The sequence below is a fragment of the Halobacillus halophilus genome (assembly GCF_020171985.1).
GTDB lineage: Bacteria > Bacillota > Bacilli > Bacillales > Halobacillaceae > Halobacillus > Halobacillus halophilus_A.
The window spans coordinates 24,937-42,440 of the sequence record NZ_JAIVAL010000003.1; the positions used below are offsets into that span (position 1 = coordinate 24,937).

18 protein-coding genes are annotated in these 17,504 nt (G+C 43.0%); 6 read left to right on the top strand and 12 right to left on the bottom strand.

Annotation, left to right across the window (positions count from 1 at the left end; genetic code table 11):
* Nucleotides 1–220 precede the first annotated feature (220 nt).
* Nucleotides 221–1,699, top strand: coding sequence for a PQQ-binding-like beta-propeller repeat protein (locus tag LCM11_RS06920; protein WP_224893517.1), 1,479 nt, complete (start codon nt 221–223; stop codon nt 1,697–1,699).
* 49 nt (nt 1,700–1,748) lie between these two features.
* On the opposite strand, the gene LCM11_RS06925 is transcribed toward LCM11_RS06920, so the two are convergent.
* Nucleotides 1,749–3,017: an OFA family MFS transporter gene (locus tag LCM11_RS06925; RefSeq protein ID WP_224893518.1), complete on the bottom strand. Its 1,269-nt coding sequence runs from the start codon at nt 3,015–3,017 to the stop codon at nt 1,749–1,751.
* 419 nt (nt 3,018–3,436) lie between these two features.
* On the opposite strand from LCM11_RS06925, the gene LCM11_RS06930 reads away from it, so the two are divergent.
* Complete coding sequence (locus LCM11_RS06930; protein ID WP_224893519.1) at nt 3,437–4,849, top strand: LysM peptidoglycan-binding domain-containing protein; 1,413 nt, start codon at nt 3,437–3,439, stop codon at nt 4,847–4,849.
* 33 nt (nt 4,850–4,882) lie between these two features.
* On the opposite strand, the gene LCM11_RS06935 is transcribed toward LCM11_RS06930, so the two are convergent.
* Nucleotides 4,883–5,173 carry a hypothetical protein gene (locus LCM11_RS06935; protein WP_224893520.1) on the bottom strand — a complete coding sequence of 97 codons (291 nt, stop codon included), beginning with the start codon at nt 5,171–5,173 and terminating at the stop codon, nt 4,883–4,885.
* Nucleotides 5,173–5,391 carry a hypothetical protein gene (locus LCM11_RS06940; RefSeq protein WP_224893521.1) on the bottom strand — a complete coding sequence of 73 codons (219 nt, stop codon included), beginning with the start codon at nt 5,389–5,391 and terminating at the stop codon, nt 5,173–5,175. Before LCM11_RS06940 ends, LCM11_RS06935 begins: the two co-directional genes overlap by 1 nt.
* Nucleotides 5,392–5,635: 244 nt before the next feature.
* On the opposite strand from LCM11_RS06940, the gene LCM11_RS06945 reads away from it, so the two are divergent.
* Nucleotides 5,636–6,562 carry a prenyltransferase gene (locus LCM11_RS06945; protein WP_224893522.1) on the top strand — a complete coding sequence of 309 codons (927 nt, stop codon included), beginning with the start codon at nt 5,636–5,638 and terminating at the stop codon, nt 6,560–6,562.
* Nucleotides 6,563–6,639: 77 nt separating this feature from the next.
* Here the strand turns inward: LCM11_RS06945 and LCM11_RS06950 are convergent, their stop codons facing one another.
* Entirely contained in the window at nt 6,640–6,828 is a 189-nt protein-coding gene (locus tag LCM11_RS06950) for a hypothetical protein (RefSeq protein ID WP_224893523.1), read from the bottom strand.
* 109 nt (nt 6,829–6,937) lie between these two features.
* The gene (locus tag LCM11_RS06955) at nt 6,938–7,588 is read right to left on the bottom strand and encodes an HAD hydrolase-like protein (RefSeq protein WP_224893524.1); all 651 of its coding nucleotides are present in this window, start codon (nt 7,586–7,588) and stop codon (nt 6,938–6,940) included.
* 140 nt (nt 7,589–7,728) lie between these two features.
* On the opposite strand from LCM11_RS06955, the gene LCM11_RS06960 reads away from it, so the two are divergent.
* Nucleotides 7,729–7,896, top strand: a complete 168-nt coding sequence (locus tag LCM11_RS06960; RefSeq protein ID WP_224893525.1) for a hypothetical protein — start codon at nt 7,729–7,731, stop codon at nt 7,894–7,896.
* 28 nt (nt 7,897–7,924) lie between these two features.
* Here the strand turns inward: LCM11_RS06960 and LCM11_RS06965 are convergent, their stop codons facing one another.
* From LCM11_RS06965 to LCM11_RS06975, 3 genes are all read right to left on the bottom strand, one after another.
* Nucleotides 7,925–8,188 (bottom strand): hypothetical protein, encoded by a 264-nt coding sequence (locus LCM11_RS06965; protein ID WP_224893526.1) that lies wholly within the window; start codon nt 8,186–8,188, stop codon nt 7,925–7,927.
* Nucleotides 8,189–8,319: 131 nt separating this feature from the next.
* Nucleotides 8,320–9,087 carry a putative hydro-lyase gene (locus tag LCM11_RS06970; RefSeq protein ID WP_224893527.1) on the bottom strand — a complete coding sequence of 256 codons (768 nt, stop codon included), beginning with the start codon at nt 9,085–9,087 and terminating at the stop codon, nt 8,320–8,322.
* A gap of 85 nt (nt 9,088–9,172) precedes the next feature.
* Nucleotides 9,173–10,828 (bottom strand): glycoside hydrolase family 13 protein, encoded by a 1,656-nt coding sequence (locus LCM11_RS06975; RefSeq protein ID WP_224893528.1) that lies wholly within the window; start codon nt 10,826–10,828, stop codon nt 9,173–9,175.
* Between the two features lie 236 nt (nt 10,829–11,064).
* Here LCM11_RS06975 and LCM11_RS06980 point away from each other — a divergent pair, with 236 nt between their 5' ends.
* Nucleotides 11,065–11,505: a hypothetical protein gene (locus tag LCM11_RS06980; protein ID WP_224893529.1), complete on the top strand. Its 441-nt coding sequence runs from the start codon at nt 11,065–11,067 to the stop codon at nt 11,503–11,505.
* Nucleotides 11,506–11,616: 111 nt separating this feature from the next.
* On the opposite strand, the gene LCM11_RS06985 is transcribed toward LCM11_RS06980, so the two are convergent.
* The 4 genes from LCM11_RS06985 to LCM11_RS07000 are packed head-to-tail and all read right to left on the bottom strand — an operon-like array spanning nt 11,617 to nt 15,632.
* Nucleotides 11,617–12,885, bottom strand: a complete 1,269-nt coding sequence (locus tag LCM11_RS06985; protein WP_224893530.1) for a peptidase — start codon at nt 12,883–12,885, stop codon at nt 11,617–11,619.
* A gap of 19 nt (nt 12,886–12,904) precedes the next feature.
* Nucleotides 12,905–13,567 (bottom strand): 3-oxoacid CoA-transferase subunit B, encoded by a 663-nt coding sequence (locus LCM11_RS06990; protein WP_224893531.1) that lies wholly within the window; start codon nt 13,565–13,567, stop codon nt 12,905–12,907.
* Complete coding sequence (locus tag LCM11_RS06995) at nt 13,552–14,253, bottom strand: CoA transferase subunit A (protein WP_224893532.1); 702 nt, start codon at nt 14,251–14,253, stop codon at nt 13,552–13,554. Before LCM11_RS06995 ends, LCM11_RS06990 begins: the two co-directional genes overlap by 16 nt.
* An 11-nt stretch (nt 14,254–14,264) precedes the next feature.
* The gene (locus LCM11_RS07000; protein WP_224893533.1) at nt 14,265–15,632 is read right to left on the bottom strand and encodes an aspartate aminotransferase family protein; all 1,368 of its coding nucleotides are present in this window, start codon (nt 15,630–15,632) and stop codon (nt 14,265–14,267) included.
* 230 nt (nt 15,633–15,862) lie between these two features.
* Between LCM11_RS07000 and LCM11_RS07005 the strand changes: the two genes are divergently transcribed.
* Nucleotides 15,863–17,500: a PucR family transcriptional regulator gene (locus LCM11_RS07005; RefSeq protein WP_224893534.1), complete on the top strand. Its 1,638-nt coding sequence runs from the start codon at nt 15,863–15,865 to the stop codon at nt 17,498–17,500.
* The last annotated feature ends 4 nt before the right edge of the window (nt 17,501–17,504 follow it).

Consider the following 17,504-nt stretch of genomic DNA (forward strand, 5'->3'; position numbering starts at 1 on the left):
ATACTTGGCAATCTGCCTGCCCCTCGCCGCTCGTTACCCCAATCCTTGCTTATTAGTGGATCGCTCCCCTATCTAGTAATAGTAAATAATCTGCTTCATCATATTCACAGTTTGTATCATTTTCTACCTTTAATAGGTTCAGTGATGCATTGGTAAAAAAAGAGTGTTAGCCTTTATTATAAGGGAATACATAACAAAACAAGAGAGGATGTGTACATAATTGAAAGTAAAAATTAAACATTTAATTTGTCTCTCAGGACTTGTATTACTGCTAAGTTTTCTGCTCCCTATCAACGTTTCAGCCGCTGTGTTCGGTCCAGACTCCTGGGAACAATACCGGTTAAACAAAACAAATAACCCTGTTCACGGAGGATCCGTGGATGAAACCATCCGAAAAAAGTACCCCACCGATAATCAGCTTAGAGCTACTCCAGTGGTAGTTAATGACACCCTCTATATCGGAAACCACAATACTGGAAGCTTGCAAGCCTTTAATGTAAAAAGTGGCGAGCGTCTATGGAAGTCTTCTGCTCCTAACTGGGTACATTCAGAAATGATATACAAAGACGGTGTTCTATTTGTAGGCTACGGGAACCGTTATTATCAGGAGAATGGTAACCGTGGAACCGGAGAAAGCGGAGTCCTGGCTGTAGATGCGGAAACAGGCGAAACCGTGTGGAAGTTTGATACGAATGGAGAAGTTATGCCTACACCTGCCATCCATGGAGATAATGTCTATATCACGGCAGGTGATGAACAGCTATATGGTGTAAACCGGGAATCAGGTGAACTGGACTGGCAGTTTGACCTTGGAAGTATCGTCAGTATGTCCTCTCCTGTCATTGAAGGGGATACTCTTTATGTCGGCGGAGGTGGAAGTGCAGATCAGTTCCATTTTAACGCCATCGATCTTGCCAGCCAAGAGCGGGTATGGGAAACCGAGTTCGACCAGGTAGCCGCTGGACTGGACGATGTGCCTCCTGTCGTGAGTGAAACTTCGATCTATACGACTGCCCTCGTTAAAGCAGAAGGAGATAATATGTATGAACACATGTTGTATGAAATGGACAAAGAAACGGGTGAAATCACTCATAAAGAATCCCTGGGAACAGGAGAGCATGTAAAAAATAATAAATCCGGTGCTCCTGTCCTGCAGGATGGAACCATTTTTGTGGGAAGCCCTATTACACAAAAATTCTATGCCTTTGATACGGAAGCTAAAGAGATAAAGTGGGAATACGAAGGAGGCGTCAATAAAGCACCTCCTGTTGCCTATAACGAATATGTTTATTTTGGCAACGCAAAAGGGGACGTCTTCACTTTTGAAGCAGAATCCGGTGAATTGGTTAACCAGATGAAGCTAGGCGGTACCCTTGCCCCGGCCGGCGCGATTATTATGAACGAGCATTATATATCTGGAAGCCAGGACGGAAATGTTTACATTCAGCCGCTTGAAGATATTCGAACTCTAAGCGAATCGGAACTGTACACTGGTGAAAAGTCAGAAGAATTTACCGAAGTATCATCCGATCAGGCAAACGCTGGCGACTCCACGTCTTCATCAGAAGGCTCTGAAGAATCCAGTACCTCGTCGAACACGACCCTGATCATCATCCTTGTCGTATTAGCTTTAGTCCTTTTCTTAGGTATCTACTGGTATCGTAAAAACTCTGCAAAAAAGAAACCTCACTCAAAATAATGCTATTTAAAAAGCCGCTCTTACAATAAGAGCGGCTTTTTGATTCCTGTTATTGAGCTTTTCGCTGATCTTCTGAATGTCTGATGTTCGCCTTTAAGCGGCGGATATCCACTTTCGTTAGAATTGAAACAATCAAAGCAACGACGAACAAACCAGCAAAATAAATCAAACTACTTTCATAACTGCCCACTGTATCTCTCATGAATGCGGCAAAAGATGGACCTACTAAGCCGGCCGCCGCCCATGCGGTTAAGATATAACCGTGAATAGCTCCGAGTTCCTTCGTTCCAAATAAGTCGCCGATGAAGGCAGGAATGGTTGAGAATCCTCCTCCATAACACGTATAAATAATCCCAAAGAAAATAACAAACAGCGTAACCGATGTCGTCATAGGCAACACGATGAACAATACGATTTGAATAGCAAAGAAAATCAAATAAGTGGTGGAACGTCCAATATAATCGGATGCTGTAGCCCAGGCAATTCGCCCGCCACCATTAAAAAGTCCCATAATTCCTACTAGAGAAGCAGCCGCTGCTGAGGTCATCCCTACGCTGTTTTCCGCAAGCGGTTTTGCAGCGGATATTACAGCGATTCCACAGGTAACATTAATAAACAGCATAATCCATAGATAATAGAAACGCTTCTTCTTCAAGGCTTCCTTGGCTCCGATGAATGCAAGGTCCATCTTATCAACATCCTCTTCCTCGGAGTCATCATAGCCTTCCGGCGTCCATCCTTCTGGCGGACGTGCCATGTAGAGAGAAGATAGAATCATAATAACAAAATAGGAAGCTCCTAAAATATAAAACGTCATAGCAATACCTACTGATCCGATTAGCCAGTTCATTACTGGGCTGGCAATTGCGGCAGCAAAACCAAAGCCCATAATAGCCATGCCGGTTGCAAGTCCGCGTCGGTCAGGGAACCATTTAACCAATGTAGAGACAGGTGCTATGTAACCCACACCAAGTCCAATGCCTCCAAGTACTCCATAAAATAAATAGAGCGCCCACAGTGACCCGAGATTAACAGCAAATCCTGAGCCGAATACTCCAATTCCAAAGAATATAGCAGCCGTAATACCAGCTACGCGCGGGCCATACTTTTCCACAAACCAGCCAAGAAATGCAGCAGATAATCCTAAAAATAAGATAGCTAAACTAAATGTAAATTGTACTTGCGATGAACTCCACCCAAATTCCTCTATTAATGGATTGGTAAAATTACTCCACGCATACACGGAACCAATGGAAATATGTATCCCTACCGCACATAAAGCGATCAGCCATCGATTCTTCACCTTCTGTTTTGCCATAATTGTCCTCCATTCGAGATAAATATGAATCTCTTACCTCTTTCCTTTCTTATGATATTTCAAACATACTTTGGCATATAAGGATATAATTTACATTGTATTCAATTAGTATAGGAGTGATGGTACTAGTGAACCTCCACTTCTTCATCCATCCCCTGCGTTTTCGAAATCTGCGACCACTGCTAATCCGATTACGCTGAAAGCAGCAACAATCTCCACAGATGTCCTACCTTTTCTGAAAAAGAACTTCTATTCTATGAGCAATTTTACGAATACGAAACATATTGGTATCAAAACTGTGGATATTGGTGTAGGGAAATCATACTTTTGTTTTCCTCAGCTATAAGTAAAGCTTAAAACTAGGACATGTCTATTTTGAATAACATGATATATAGTGACAATAACGAAGGAGCGTGGCTATGCAAATTCATGTGGTGCAGCAAGGAGAGTCGTTATGGAGAATTTCACAAAAATATGGATCTGATATGAATCAGATTGTTCTTCTCAACCAGCTGAACAACCCTGATACTCTCGTCATTGGACAGAGCCTTGTGATTCCTGACCCGGTTCGTGAATATGTGGTGCAGCAGGGGGATAGTGTATATGCCATTGCTCAGCGCATCGGCGTAACAATTGAAGAGTTAGCTGAAGTGAATAATATTACGAACCCTGCACAAATTTATGCGGGCGAGATGTTGATCTTTCCATACTTTTCTCATGAGGTGCAGCCTGGTGAAAATTTATGGAGCATTGCTTCTCGTTATGGTACTAGAGTTAATCAACTGGTGCAGGTAAATTCGATCGCAAATCCTGCTCTCATTTATCCGGGGCAGACATTAAGAATTCCAGCACTGCCTCGCCCTTTAATCGAAATAAATGCGTACACGACTAAGCTCAATGTATCCGGGAGTCAGGAAGTCCGGTCGCTCGGCCGAAACTTTACCTATCTTTCGCTATTTATGTATTCCATTCAGTCAGATGGAAGTATAACAGAACGAGATGAACAGCCTGTGCTGGATGCTGCTGCTTCTACTGGAGCACTACCGCTTCTCGTCCTCACTAACTTTTCGGGGGGATCCTTTGATTCTGATTTGGCTGCTGCTCTTCTTAGAGATTCACAACTTCAAGATACACTGATCACGAATTTGCTGGAAGTGATGGGTCAAAAAGGGTACAGAGGGGTGAATGTTGATTTTGAATACGTGTATCAAACAGATCGGGAGAATTACAATGATTTCTTGCGCCGTTTAACTGACAGATTGCGACCTCAAGGTTTTATCGTCTCAACGGCCCTTGCTCCTAAAATTAGCGCTGACCAACAGGGATTACTCTATGAAGCTCATGATTATGAAACCCAGGCTACCATTGTAGATTTCATTGTTCTTATGACCTATGAGTGGGGCTGGGCCGGAGGAAGACCGTGGGCGATTGCACCGATTAACAAAGTGAGAGAGGTGCTTGATTACGCTGTAACCGTTATTCCCAGAAATAAAATACTAATGGGGATGCCGCTCTATGGACGCGACTGGAAGATCCCCTGGGTGGAAGGAACGCTCGCCCGAACCGTCAGTCCGGTGGAAGCCGTGCAGTTAGCTGCAAACTATGGAGTGGCTATTCAGTATAATGAAGAATTCCAATCTCCCTTCTTCCGCTATATGGATAACAACGGGCAGGAGCACGAAGTATGGTTTGAGGATGCTCGAAGTGTTCAAGCAAAATACGATACCATCAAAATTTATGGACTGAGGGGGGCGAGTTACTGGGTTCTCGGGAGTCCTTTTCCTCAAAATTGGCCTGTGCTGCAAAGTAATTTTCGTGTGAAAAAGTTATGAATAACTAAGAGAGAAGCAATATTATCACCACTTCTATTGCCTTAATATTTTCTTTTCAGTCTGGATCGAAAACTTAGTAAAGTATGCACCAAGGAGTAAGAGTCCCATGGTAATGCCCCAACTGATAAGGCCAAGAAGATCAAACCAGTACGCCATAAGCTGGGTTACCGCGATCAGATAAAAGCAAATAGGTGTTAATGCACTTTTGAAGTCCGTATAACCCAGCTTTTTTCTCTTCTTAACCGTAAAGATTACAGACCCAACCAGGGCTCCTATTACAATAATGGATACTACTACATGGATCATCTCTCCTCTCGTAAACATTAGAATCCACCTCCGCCTCCAGAAGGAGGACCAGGAGGACCGCCTCTAAAGGATTTCTCTTTTTCAATTGCCCTGTCCACTTCTTTTTCTTTTTCCGTTTTCTCTCCCTTTTTCATTCCATGAGTATCATATTGTTTCTTCTGCTTTCGTTTATCGAGATAAATCATCATGGCTACAAACCCAATTAAAAATAATCCCCACAGAATATTAGCAAACAAGTAATCTCCTCCTGAATCCTTTGGTCCAGCTTTTCCCTCTAATTTTAAATCCAGCTCTTTCTATACCAGAGTTTATCTGACCAGCCCCTCCATACTTATCTGACTTACTACCTATAAGTTAACATAATTATCCATAAACTTCGATTCGATGATGATTCTATATTTCTACGAATGGCTATTTCTTCCTTTTTGAACTTCCCTTATAATAGAAGAATACTTTCTATTATTAAAGGAGTTCTCCCACATGCAGAAGCAAGCCTTGTACAACCTTAAAGGAGTCTGGCTCTTAATGCGCTCTATTGCCGTCGTCTCCTCCAGTGTCGCTACCATTGTTTCTACTGTTCTTCCTTTGTATTTGTATTTCACCTTCTCTACCAATCAGCTTATGATTTTATTCCTTCTATTAATCTTTGGCGCCTTCCTCATCCATGGCATTCTCACTCATATCCTGAACGATTATGTAGACGATCTCTCCGGCACCGATTCATACAGCCCTGCTATATTATCGGGCGGAAGCCGCGTTATTCAATCTGGCTTTATATCATCAGCCAACCTCTGGAAAATTGGCAAAGGGCTGCTACTGCTTTTAGGTCTAACCATCATTCTTCTGTTTATATCCGGGTATCCAAAACTCGGGATTTTACTCGCAGTAGGAGTATGGGGGGCTGTGTCCTATTCGCTGCCACCGCTTCAATTCAGCTACCGCCCATTTTTAGGTGAATGGCTATCAACCTTCCCGTCTGTTCTCTTCCTCGGCCTTGCCGGTGCGTGGCTCACACTTGATTCTCTGCCGGAATGGGTCATGCAGAATGCTGTCATAAATGCTCTTTTTTGCATAGCCTGGGTAATGGTTCACCACATCCCCGATCGGGAGGCCGATAAAAAAGCAACACCTATGAAGCAGACGAGTGTCGTTTGGGCCGCAGATCGCTTAGGTATCGCTTACGCTCGTCTCCCAGCATTAATGTATTTCACTTTTACAGTTCTATGTGCTTTTTGGCTCGGTGCAGATCGAGGGGTGGCTGCTCTCGGCGTAGTAGCAATGGCTGGAGCTTCTATTTATTTAATCTTTAAAATGAGCATGCATGATTATGAACAAGTTTCGGCCTACGAAAAGATCATTCTTATTTTAGCAATGGTCAATGCCGTATGGCTCGGAATATTTATTTAACTCACATTAGAATAAAAGCACTTCGAATGATTCGAAGTGCTTTCCCGGATTATTGACAAGTTAAGAGTAGAAGTATTTCACTTATTATTTCTGTCGCTCATTTGATCCAATTTTTGTTCAATCCGATCCAACTGTTTTCCTCTTTTTTTAAATGAAACAGCGAATGAAGTAATGCCCGTTATGATTAATAACAAAATAGCAAAGAAAAACAATTGAACAATCATATCTCCAATATTTAAACCACTTGAAGCTGTAAGTAAAAGCATAAATGAGCCCCCTTTAAAAATGAAAATCACATCACAGCGACTTGAAGAAATTCGATGGTTCGTTTCTTCTTCCCTACTTCAAGTCTTTTAAATTTTTCTACGAATTCATTCATTTGTTCTCGATGCTTTGTAATTCCATTAAGTCTTCTATGACCAAATCGGCTTCAGAAAGTTCTTCTTTACGGGCAAAATCAAAACGACAGCCAATAGCCTTAAGCCCATTTTCTTTAGCGGCGCGGAAATCAGACAGCCGGTCTCCAACTAAAGTTCCCTGGGTGATCTCATATTTTTTCATAATATGGTGGACTAAATCTGCTTTATCGAGCGACTTGATCTCTTGAATACTGAATGTTTCCGTCACCCATTGATCTAATTGATAATAGCCCACAATGGCATTTAAATAATCGGTTAGTCCATTGCTTGCTATGTAAATCTCGTATTGATTCTCTTTTAAGTATTGGAAAACTTCCTCCACATGAGGATATAGAGCCCCTTGTCCAGCTTTAATATTTTTCACCAAACACTCCAGAAAGTAATCATTAGCTTCTTCCCTTACTTCTTCTGAATGATTAGGCAAGAGGGCTGCCCACACTTTCGGGAGCGGTACTCCCATAATCTCCCGATATTGAACTATCGGAGTGGCGTCATTCCATTTATTTTGTAACCTTAACTGATTAAACGTATCTTCTAAAGATAACTCTAAAATTCTGTCGGTTTGAAACAGTGTTCCATCCATATCAAAAATTACGGACTGTGTCATAAACTTTTCTCCTTTACGGTATCTCTTTTTTGGCTGGATCATTAGTCATTTTCACGGGTGCAATTTATTCAGATTCCAGTTTTTTTCAATATTAGACGAGGGTATGGAATAATAAATTTTATTTAAATAGGAGTGTTTGAATGAGAACGAACATGATTTTAAAGATCCTGAGAATAATAGGTGCAGCAGCCTTGCTTGCAGGCTTCTTCCTACAAATGCAGAGAACATACGATATCGTCATGAACATCATGCTTCTTGGATTTGTGTGCTGCATCATTACAACCATTGCTATTGAAAATAGTCTATAACAATGCATTATACGCATTTATCGGGCGGCTAGTCATTCAAAATCTGAATGCTTTTCACGTCGTATTCATGAGGCGTCCACGCTTCTGTTGAGGTGTGATCAATCAACACCACTTCCACTTGCTGACCAACATTATATTTGTCGCTATCATTTACTATAATCTCATGGTGCCCAATAGATACCATGTCCCCTTCGATTTTAGTAATCTCACCGCTTAATCGAATCTCTTCTGAATGATTTGAGCATGCCGATAGCATAAAGCACATACATAGGAGATTGAGAGCGCTTCTCAAATTTGCACCTCCAGAAAAATGATTTACCTTGCTTTTGAACAGTATTCATAATCGTAACATAGAAATTTACCAGGAGTTAGGTCGGCATTTAATATAATACAAGACTCGTTCTAAACGAACGAGTCTTGTACTTATCTGTCGTAATTTGGATCCACTTGATCCGTAATGAGCATATGACCGGGTGCATGGGTAATCATAATCGGAGGCTTCGCTTGAAGTGCAACATTTTGAGGAGTGACCCCGCAAGCCCAGAACACAGGTGTCGAAGAAGCAGGATCGAAATCAACAGGATCTCCATAATCAGGATGATGAAGATTAGAAATGCCAATGTCCTCCGGGTGAGCGGCGTGAACCGGACTTCCATGAGCCTGTCCAAATCGTTCAGAGATTTCCAAAGCTTCATCCATTAGATTATTGGGAATGGCTCTCATGCTGACCACCATTTCCCCATCAAACATGCCAGCTTTCTCTAATGGAATGTTCGTCTTATACATCGGAACAACTTTCTCTTGCTCCTGATGAAGCATTGGAATGCCGCCCTCAACCAGGGCCTTTTCGAAGGTGAAGCTGCATCCAATCAGGAAGGTTACGAAATCGTCCTGCCACACATCCATTACGTTCAGTACTTCTTCTGAAAATTCTCCATTGCGGTAAATACGATAGCGCGGCAAATCCGTGCGTATGTCCGCATCGGCAATTTCCGGGACGGTTTGACCGGCTTCAAGCACCTCAACTAATGGGCAGGGCTTTGGATTTCGAATACAAAAGAGTAGAAAATCAAAAGCATATTCTTTAGGCAGGGTTACTAAATTAGTCTGAACGTATTTTTCACATAATCCAGATGTGGTCCCTGTCCTTTCTTCATTACGGAAACGAAGTCTCTGAGCTCCTGGCTTCATAAATAGCCCCCCTCTTTTATAGATCAATATAACCCCTTAAACTTATTTCTAAGTGCACAGTTGTTCTTCTACTTTTTCCTTATAATTAGATGGAATAAACCACGCCTTCATATGGTTCCAGAACTCCTCGGTTCTTTTGTTCCTGATCATTTGATACTACTACTGAGCCTGCTTGAATGGTCTGGATTAACTCCTCAGCTACTCCAGCTTTTTGATCAGAAAAGTTGCACAGTACGACAAGAGTTTCATTCCCATTCGTTCGTTTATAAGCGAATACTACAGGGTCTTCTCTCATCAACAGTTCAAAGTTTCCATCCGTAATGATATCTTTCTCTTTTCTCAGCTGGATCAGCTTTTGGTAGAAATAAAAGATGGAGTGTTTATCCTGAAGCGCGGCTTCTGCATTGATTTCTGGATAGGCAGGATTGACCTGAAGCCACGGTGTGCCACTGGTAAAACCGGCGTGCTCCTGACGGTTCCATTGCATCGGAGTCCGCGCATTGTCTCTGCCTTTAACATAAATGGCTTCCATGAGCTCCTCATGGGACCAGCCTTCCGCTTTCTTTTCCTCATACATATTGAGCAGCTCAATATCCCGGTAATCCTCCAGATTTTCAAATCGGGCATTCGTCATACCTAGTTCTTCTCCTTGATAAATATACGGCGTTCCCTGCATCATGTGAAGGCAGATGGCAAGCATCTTCGCCGATTTCTCCCGGTAGGTCTTGTCATCTCCAAAACGGGAGACAATCCGCGGCTGATCATGATTATTCCAGTACAAACTGTTCCAGCCTGTTCCGTGAAGCTTCGTCTGCCATTTTTCAAAGTTTTCCTTGAGTTCTATTAGATTAAGAGGTTTTAAATTCCACTTATCTCCTTCGGAATCCAGATCCATATGCTCGAAAGTGAAAATCATATTCAGCTCTTCGTTCTCAGGATCAGTGTACTGCCTGGCATCCTCCGGAGAAGCTCCCGGCATCTCTCCAACTGTCATGACGTCGTAATGAGACAGAACTTCTTTATTCATTTCCTGTAAAAATTCATGTATTCTTGGGCCATTCATGAAATAAGGACTTCCATCGCCCTCCAGCCCTTCCGGATAAGAAGGATCTTTCGAGATAAAATTAATAACGTCCATTCGGAATCCGTCCATCCCCTTATCCAGCCAGAACTTCATCATGTCATAAACCTCTTCCCGAAGTTTAGGATTCTCCCAATTCAAGTCGGGCTGCTTTCTAGCAAAAATGTGAAGATAATACTGACCTGTCTGTTCATCAAACTGCCAGGCCGGACCTCCAAAAACGGAATTCCAATTCGTAGGGGGCTCCCCGTTTTCTTTCCCATCCTTCCATATGTAGTAATCGCGGTAAGGGTTTTCTTTGCTTTTGGATGACTCCACAAACCAGGGATGTTCATCCGAGGTGTGGTTAACTACGAGATCCATTACAAGCTTCATCCCTCGCTGATGTACTTCATCGAGGAGTTGCTCCAAATCTTTCATTGATCCGAACAGATCATCCACCTGCCGGTAATTGCGTATATCATATCCGTTATCTTCCTGGGGAGAATCATAGACTGGAGATAGCCAAATCACATCAATTCCCAGTTCTTTTAAATAATCGAGTTTCTCTATGATGCCGGGGATATCGCCGATTCCGTCCCCGTTCGTATCATTAAAGCTTTTCGGATAAATTTGATAGACTACGCTTTTCTTCCACCATTCGTGCGTTCGATTTGTCATACATCTTCACCTGCTTTTCTATAATTTAATTATCTTTTCCCTAACTCAACCTATTTGGAAACCACCTCATTCTAACATACCTTCATCCAAAACCTTCCACCTCAGGTCATCCAGAAAATGGACGACCTGAGGTGGAAGGTTTTGGATTATATAAAATAAATTTCATTTTTACCTTTTAAATATGCTGTAGTTTGATAGGATGTTAATAGGCTGGTTACGAAAGGGAGAGATTGAGAATGGACGTTAAATGTACACAAGAACAGTTTCAGTTACTAATGGAAATGGCTTACATAACCAATCGTACAGTAGGAACTAAAAAGCAAGATCACTTGAGCAACTATGAAGATTTGACACAATATATTCTCTCGTACGCCAAAGATTTTGGACTTGAAAAGCTGGTAAGTTATGACGAAGAATCTAAGAAATACGTACCTACCGAAGATTTCAAAATTCAATTAAATAGAAAAACCAAGACGCCTGAAGAAGAAGTTTTTCTTGACCAGCTAGCAAGTAGACTCGGATCCAGGGATGCTCTTGAGGAAGCTGACCGAGAGGATAAATTAGATAAAGTGATTGAGCAAAAAATCCATTACCATAGTGAATACTTAAAAGAATTTAAGACTTTTAAAACTGACAGACTGTATGTAGTAACGAGTGAAGATGTTGAAATGGACTAAAAAAGAGGAAGAACTGCAATTCCTGCAGCTCTTCCTCTTTTTATCCTTAAAATCCTGCTCTGTCCTAACAACTCCTGATTCGGCATTTCTTCCTTTATCCTTATAGTGATTTCATTCTTCTGTTCCGCACCATTTGATCAGGGTTAATGCCATAATTTCTGCTGCTTCAAATACTTTGTCCATTTCAATATACTCATTTGGGTAATGAGCCATTTCCGTTACTCCTGGGCCAAAGACTAAAGAAGGTGTTTCTCCTGCTTCCGTTAACAATCCGCCATCCGTCCCCCACGGAGAGGCCTCGATAACGGGATCTTCGCCAAGTACATTACGATATTCACCCACAAGGGCATTCATGAAAGGGTGCTCTTGTTCCATAGCTCCTGGAAGCCAGCGTGCACCAAACCATTCCAGCGTGGTCGGATGCTCTTCAAACCAAGGATCTTTATCTTTCAATCGTTGCAGCCAGTTCTCCATTTCTGCTTTAGCATTTTCGCTCGTTTCTTCTGGAGAAATTCCCATACGTCCTTCTATTTTCACGAGATCTGATACAGAAGATGGCCAGTCTCCTCCTTCAATTTTACCTACATTGATCGGAATAGGGATCGGGATGTTTTGGTACAGTGGATCGTTGATCTGATCATTTCGCTGTTTTTCTAACTGGCGAATATGATCGATAACCATCATACTTTTTTCGATTGCGCTAACCCCTTGATAACGCGTCCCACCATGAGCCGATCTGCCTTTTACATAAATACGGAACCACATGGAGCCTTGCTGTTTGGGAAAAATCTTCATGTTGGTTGGCTCAGGGATAAGAGCCGCCTCGGCTTTATATCCTTTCATTACGGCTGCCAGGGTTCCTGTCCCTCCGCTCTCTTCTTCAATAACGCTTTGAAAAATAACGTCTCCCTTTAGCCTGATGTCAAGATTCTTTAATACCTTCAGAGCAAGGAGCATGGAGACATTGCCGCCTTTCATATCCGTAACCCCGCGGCCATACATCCGTCCGCCGATAACTTTACCGCTATATGGATCATGCTCCCACTGGGTGCGGTCCCCGGCAGGAACTACATCAATATGGCCATTAAAAATAATGGAACGGCCCTCACCTGTACCTGATTGCACCCCTACAACGTTAGGGCTCCCCCTAAAGCTTTCTCTCGAAGAAGCAAAATAAGGATGCTTCCTCACATCTTCTTCATCTGGATCCCAACGATCTATGGTCATTCCCAGTTCCTCTAACGTCTCGATTACCACAGCCTGCGCTTCGGCTTCATTCCCCTGGGTGCTGTCCGCTTGAACGAGACGCTGAAGAAGTTTCGTTCCTTCTTCTCTATAACCCTGAAGCCATTCATGAATATTGCCCTTGTGGAGTTCCACTATCCATTCTCCTTCCTCATCATGATAATGTAGTTACTTGATCAGACAGCTTTAACTCAGCAGCCGTATTCTTTATTACATCGTCAACTGTATAAGGAGCCATCACTTCTTTTAACAAAAGTCCTTTCTTCGTTACCTCTATTACAGCCCGATCGGTAATGATGATATCCACACATGCTTTAGCCGTTAAAGGGAGCTGGCACTCAGGTAATATTTTGGGTGCGCCATGCTTGTTTACATGGCTCATCAGTACAATGACTTTCTTAGCCTTTTGAGCAAGCTCCATGGCTCCGCCGATCCCCGGCACTCGTTTCCCCGGTACAATCCAGTTAGCGAGATCTCCCTGTTCACTGACTTCAAGACCTCCTAAAATAGTTATGTCAAGATTTCCTGACCGAATAATGCCAAAGGCAGTCGCGCTGTCAAAATAAGAAGCACCCGGCACGATACTTACAGGGAAACCAGCTGCATTGCAGAGCATTGGATTTTCCTCTCCCTCTTCCGGAGATTCTCCCATGCCAAGTACCCCGTTCTCTGCTTGGAACATAACCTGCATAACTGCCGGAATATGATTGGATACGAGAGAAGGGATGCCAATTCCCAAGTTGACGATCATACCAGGTTCTATTTCTTTAGCCGCACGCCTGGCCATCCGGTTGCGAAGATCTATTCCCATGCCCATGTCCAGTTCACCCCTTTACTTTGAATAATCATATCAACGAAAATTCCGGGTGTTACCACGCATTCAGGATCTAATTCACCGGAAGGTACAATTTCTTCGACCTCCGCAATCGTGTAGTCGCCTGCCATAGCTACAAGAGGACTTGTATTTCTGGCACTTGTATCGTACACAAGGTTGCCAAACGTGTCTGCTTTTTTGGCATAGACTATGGAAACTTCTGCTCTTAGCGGTTTTTCCAGAATGCACGTTTTTCCATCGACCGTTACCTTTTGTTTACCCTCTTCCACCATACTTCCAAGTCCTACATCTACTAAAATTCCTTTCAATCCTACGCCTCCCGCTCTAATTCGCTCAGCGAGTGTACCCTGCGGAGAGAATTCTACCTCTAACTTTCCATCCGTCATTAGTTGACCTGCCACAGGATTAGAGCCGATGTGTGAAGCGATCATCTTTTTCACAAGCCCACGGCTGACAATACGTCCGATGCCGATATCAGGAAAAGCAGCGTCATTACCAATCAGTGTTAGATCCTTGGTTCCCTTTTCTAAAATGGCATCAATTAGAGTTGGCGGATTTCCGATTCCTCCAAAACCTCCGAACATCAGCGTGCTTCCATCGTGAATATAGGACAGTGCTTCATGTATAGTTCCTACTTTATTTACAGGCTTTTGTTTACTCTTTTGCATCTTCATTCCTCCTATCCAGTCGAACCCATATATCCCTTCAGCATCAAATCCTGTTGAACTTCGTGAATAGATTCTTGAAGCAGCTTGATTAAAGTATCCATTTCCTGCTGATTGATCGTTAGAGGAGGAGAGACAATAATGGCATCTCCGTCGCCTCCTTCAATTCCCGCTGAAGCTGGATAAATCAACAATCCCTTATCCCGGGCTTTTTCAACTAATTGCCGGGTCAGGTTCAGCTCTTTAGGGAATGGCGTCTTCGTAAACAAATGAGATACAAATTCAATTCCGATCAGCATCCCTTTCCCGCGAACGTCTCCAACAATAGGAGTGGTAAGTGCCATATTTCTCAGCTGGTCTACTAAATACTCACCGTTTTTAGCGGAACGAGAGACCAGCTTGTGTTTTTCGATAAAGGTAAGAACAGCGAGAGCCACTGCCGAAGATTGAGGATTAGCACTATAGGTGTGACCGCCGATAATCGCTTTTGACCCTTTACGAATGGGTTCCAATATCCGGTCATGAACAAGAGCGGCGGCGATGGGTGCATAGCCTGCACTCATCCCTTTTCCAAGTGTAAGAATATCCGGCTTAACCCCGTAATGCTCCATTGCGAACATTTTTCCTGTCCGGCCTATGCCTGTCATGACTTCATCAGCAATAAATAACACCTGGTGATAGTCACAAATTTCTTTTATCCGTTTGTAGTACTCAGCAGAAGGAGCAATAACTCCTCCAGCAGCCCCTATAATGGGTTCCGCTATAAACGCGGCTACCTGTTCAGCACCCGTCCGGCGTATGGCTGCATCCAGTTCATCCGCACATTTCATTTCAAACTCCGCACAGGATTCCTGGCTGGGCCTTCGGTAGCAGTAGGGCGGCGAAATGTCTGGATAATCTGCTAACATGGGTGCATACCGCTTCCTCCGTTCTGTATGTCCTGACATGGAAAGCGCCCCCATGGTCATCCCGTGGTAACTCGTCCAGCGTGAAATGATTTTATGCTTCTGGTACATCCCTTGCTCCTGCCAATACTGCACAGCCATCTTCAAGGCCGTTTCATTTGCCTCCGATCCACTATTTACAAAAAATGAATAATAGGGATCATCTGCATCAAAAGCAAGCTCATTTAATTTCTCCGCCAGCTTCTCGGCTGGTTGGGACGTGAACTGAGAACGGTAAACAAAGGAAATCTTTCTTGCCTGCTCCGTCACTGCCTCCACAATCTCAGGAATGGCATGACCGATACTTGCGGTAACGGCCCCAGAGGATCCATCTAAATATTTGTTACCCTGTTCGTCATATATGAAGACCCCCTCCCCATAAGCAGCTACTGGATAAACATCTTCAAATGACGGTTTAATCAACCATGAATCGTTCATTGTCTGCCTCCTTTCCATGACCCAGCTTATTACGCCCGCATTTTTTGTAAAAGTTTCCTATTACATTTAGTTTATGTTAATTTGCTGTTCATTTATATTCGTCTTTATCATGTAATTCACACCTTTTTTATTGTACGCTTTGTATAATAGATAAAAGAAATACCTATTCTTAGAAAAGATGAATGATGTGATCTTTATACAAAGATGTGAAATAAGGAGGGGCATTGGTCGTGAGCATTACGGTTTATGAAGCTTTACGACTTCCGGGACTGTCGACGGCGAGGCTCATTGCAGGAGAAGGTGGCACTCACAACTTGATTAAATGGGTGACGACCGTAGAGGTTATTGAAGATATCAGCCGGCTTCAGGAAGGGGAGTTTTTAGTTACAACTGGATATGGTTTGGATCAGAATAGCGAACACTTTCAAAAGCTATTGGGCATGAGGAAACTATCCGGTGCGGCTATCTATACCGGTTTTTATCTGAATCAGATTCCTCAGGCATTTAAGGATATAGCGAACCAGAACGATTTACCTTTAATCGAACTTCCTACCGACCTCAACTTTTCAAGCATTACCAAAAGTATCTTAGAACAAATTGTCAATAAACAGATGGAGTTAATCTCCTCTTCTCTGGATTTTCATAAACAATTAACCCAGCTCGTAGTAAAAAATGAAGGGAAGTCCAGCATTTCTGATCGACTTTCTTTTTTGACCGGCATCTCTGTATTTATCATGGATGAGTCAGGTGAGCTTTCCTATTCTGTGCACAAGCATAAAACGATCAGAATCAATGAAATAGAACTTATGGTACATCAGGATTCTTTACCTTACAAAGATCTATCAGAAAAGTGCCAGTTAGAAAGGCACCCCCTGGAACTGGAGCTGCATAGATTCAAGATCCTCTTCTACCCTATTTCGGCCAATGAGAAAAACTACGGCTGCCTGATTGCGATTAAAGAACTTGATGAATGGAGCGAGCTTCATATAAGTACGCTCGAGCATGCCGCTGCCGTATTTGCCATTGAATACCTGAAAGAAGAAGCCGTATTCGAAACCCAGCACCGGCTCCGGGGAGAGTTTCTCGAGCAGCTGATCAACAAGAATTTTCAAACGTCATCGATGGCTTTAGAACGGGGAAAGAAACTGGGATTTGATCTTTCCCTAAGTCAGGCCATCCTTTACGTCAAACTGGAAAGCATGAAAGACAGCATTCACTATAAGAAAAGCATGGATCTACTTAACGAACTTGCTCGTAAGGAATTGGAAAAAGTGGGCCGGCAGTTTGTAATACGAGAACGGCTCGAAGGATTAATGATTCTATTTGAAGTGAAACAGGGAAGAAATAAAAACTGGAAACAGGACAGCCTTGAGACGGCGGGGACGCTGCTTCGTTTATGGAAACTAAAACTGCCTCGCATAAAAATCACGGTCGGGGTTGGCAGAACATATGCAGAGGTCAGCAAGCTGAATCAGAGTGCGGTAGAAGCTGAATATGCAGCGGATCTCCACACCCTCCTGTTTATGAAGAAAGACATCGTTCACTATGACGACCTGGCTGCCTTTCACTTACTGCTTCAAATGAAAGAAGCCGGACTCAGCCTCAAGCAGTTCTATGAGGAGCAAATGGGCAGCTTATTAAATAAAAGTAAGCAGGGCATTGACCTTATTCAAACTCTTGAAGCTTTCTTTAAACATAACAACCATATTCAGGCAACTGCATCTGAGCTGTTCATCCACCGCCACACTTTGAAATATCGTTTAAACCTTATTGAGGAGCGAAGCGGTTATTATCTGGATTCAGCCGATGACCGGTTAAAGCTTCAGCTGGCGATGGCAGCCTATAAGCTGGAGCAGTATTATCAGTAATAAC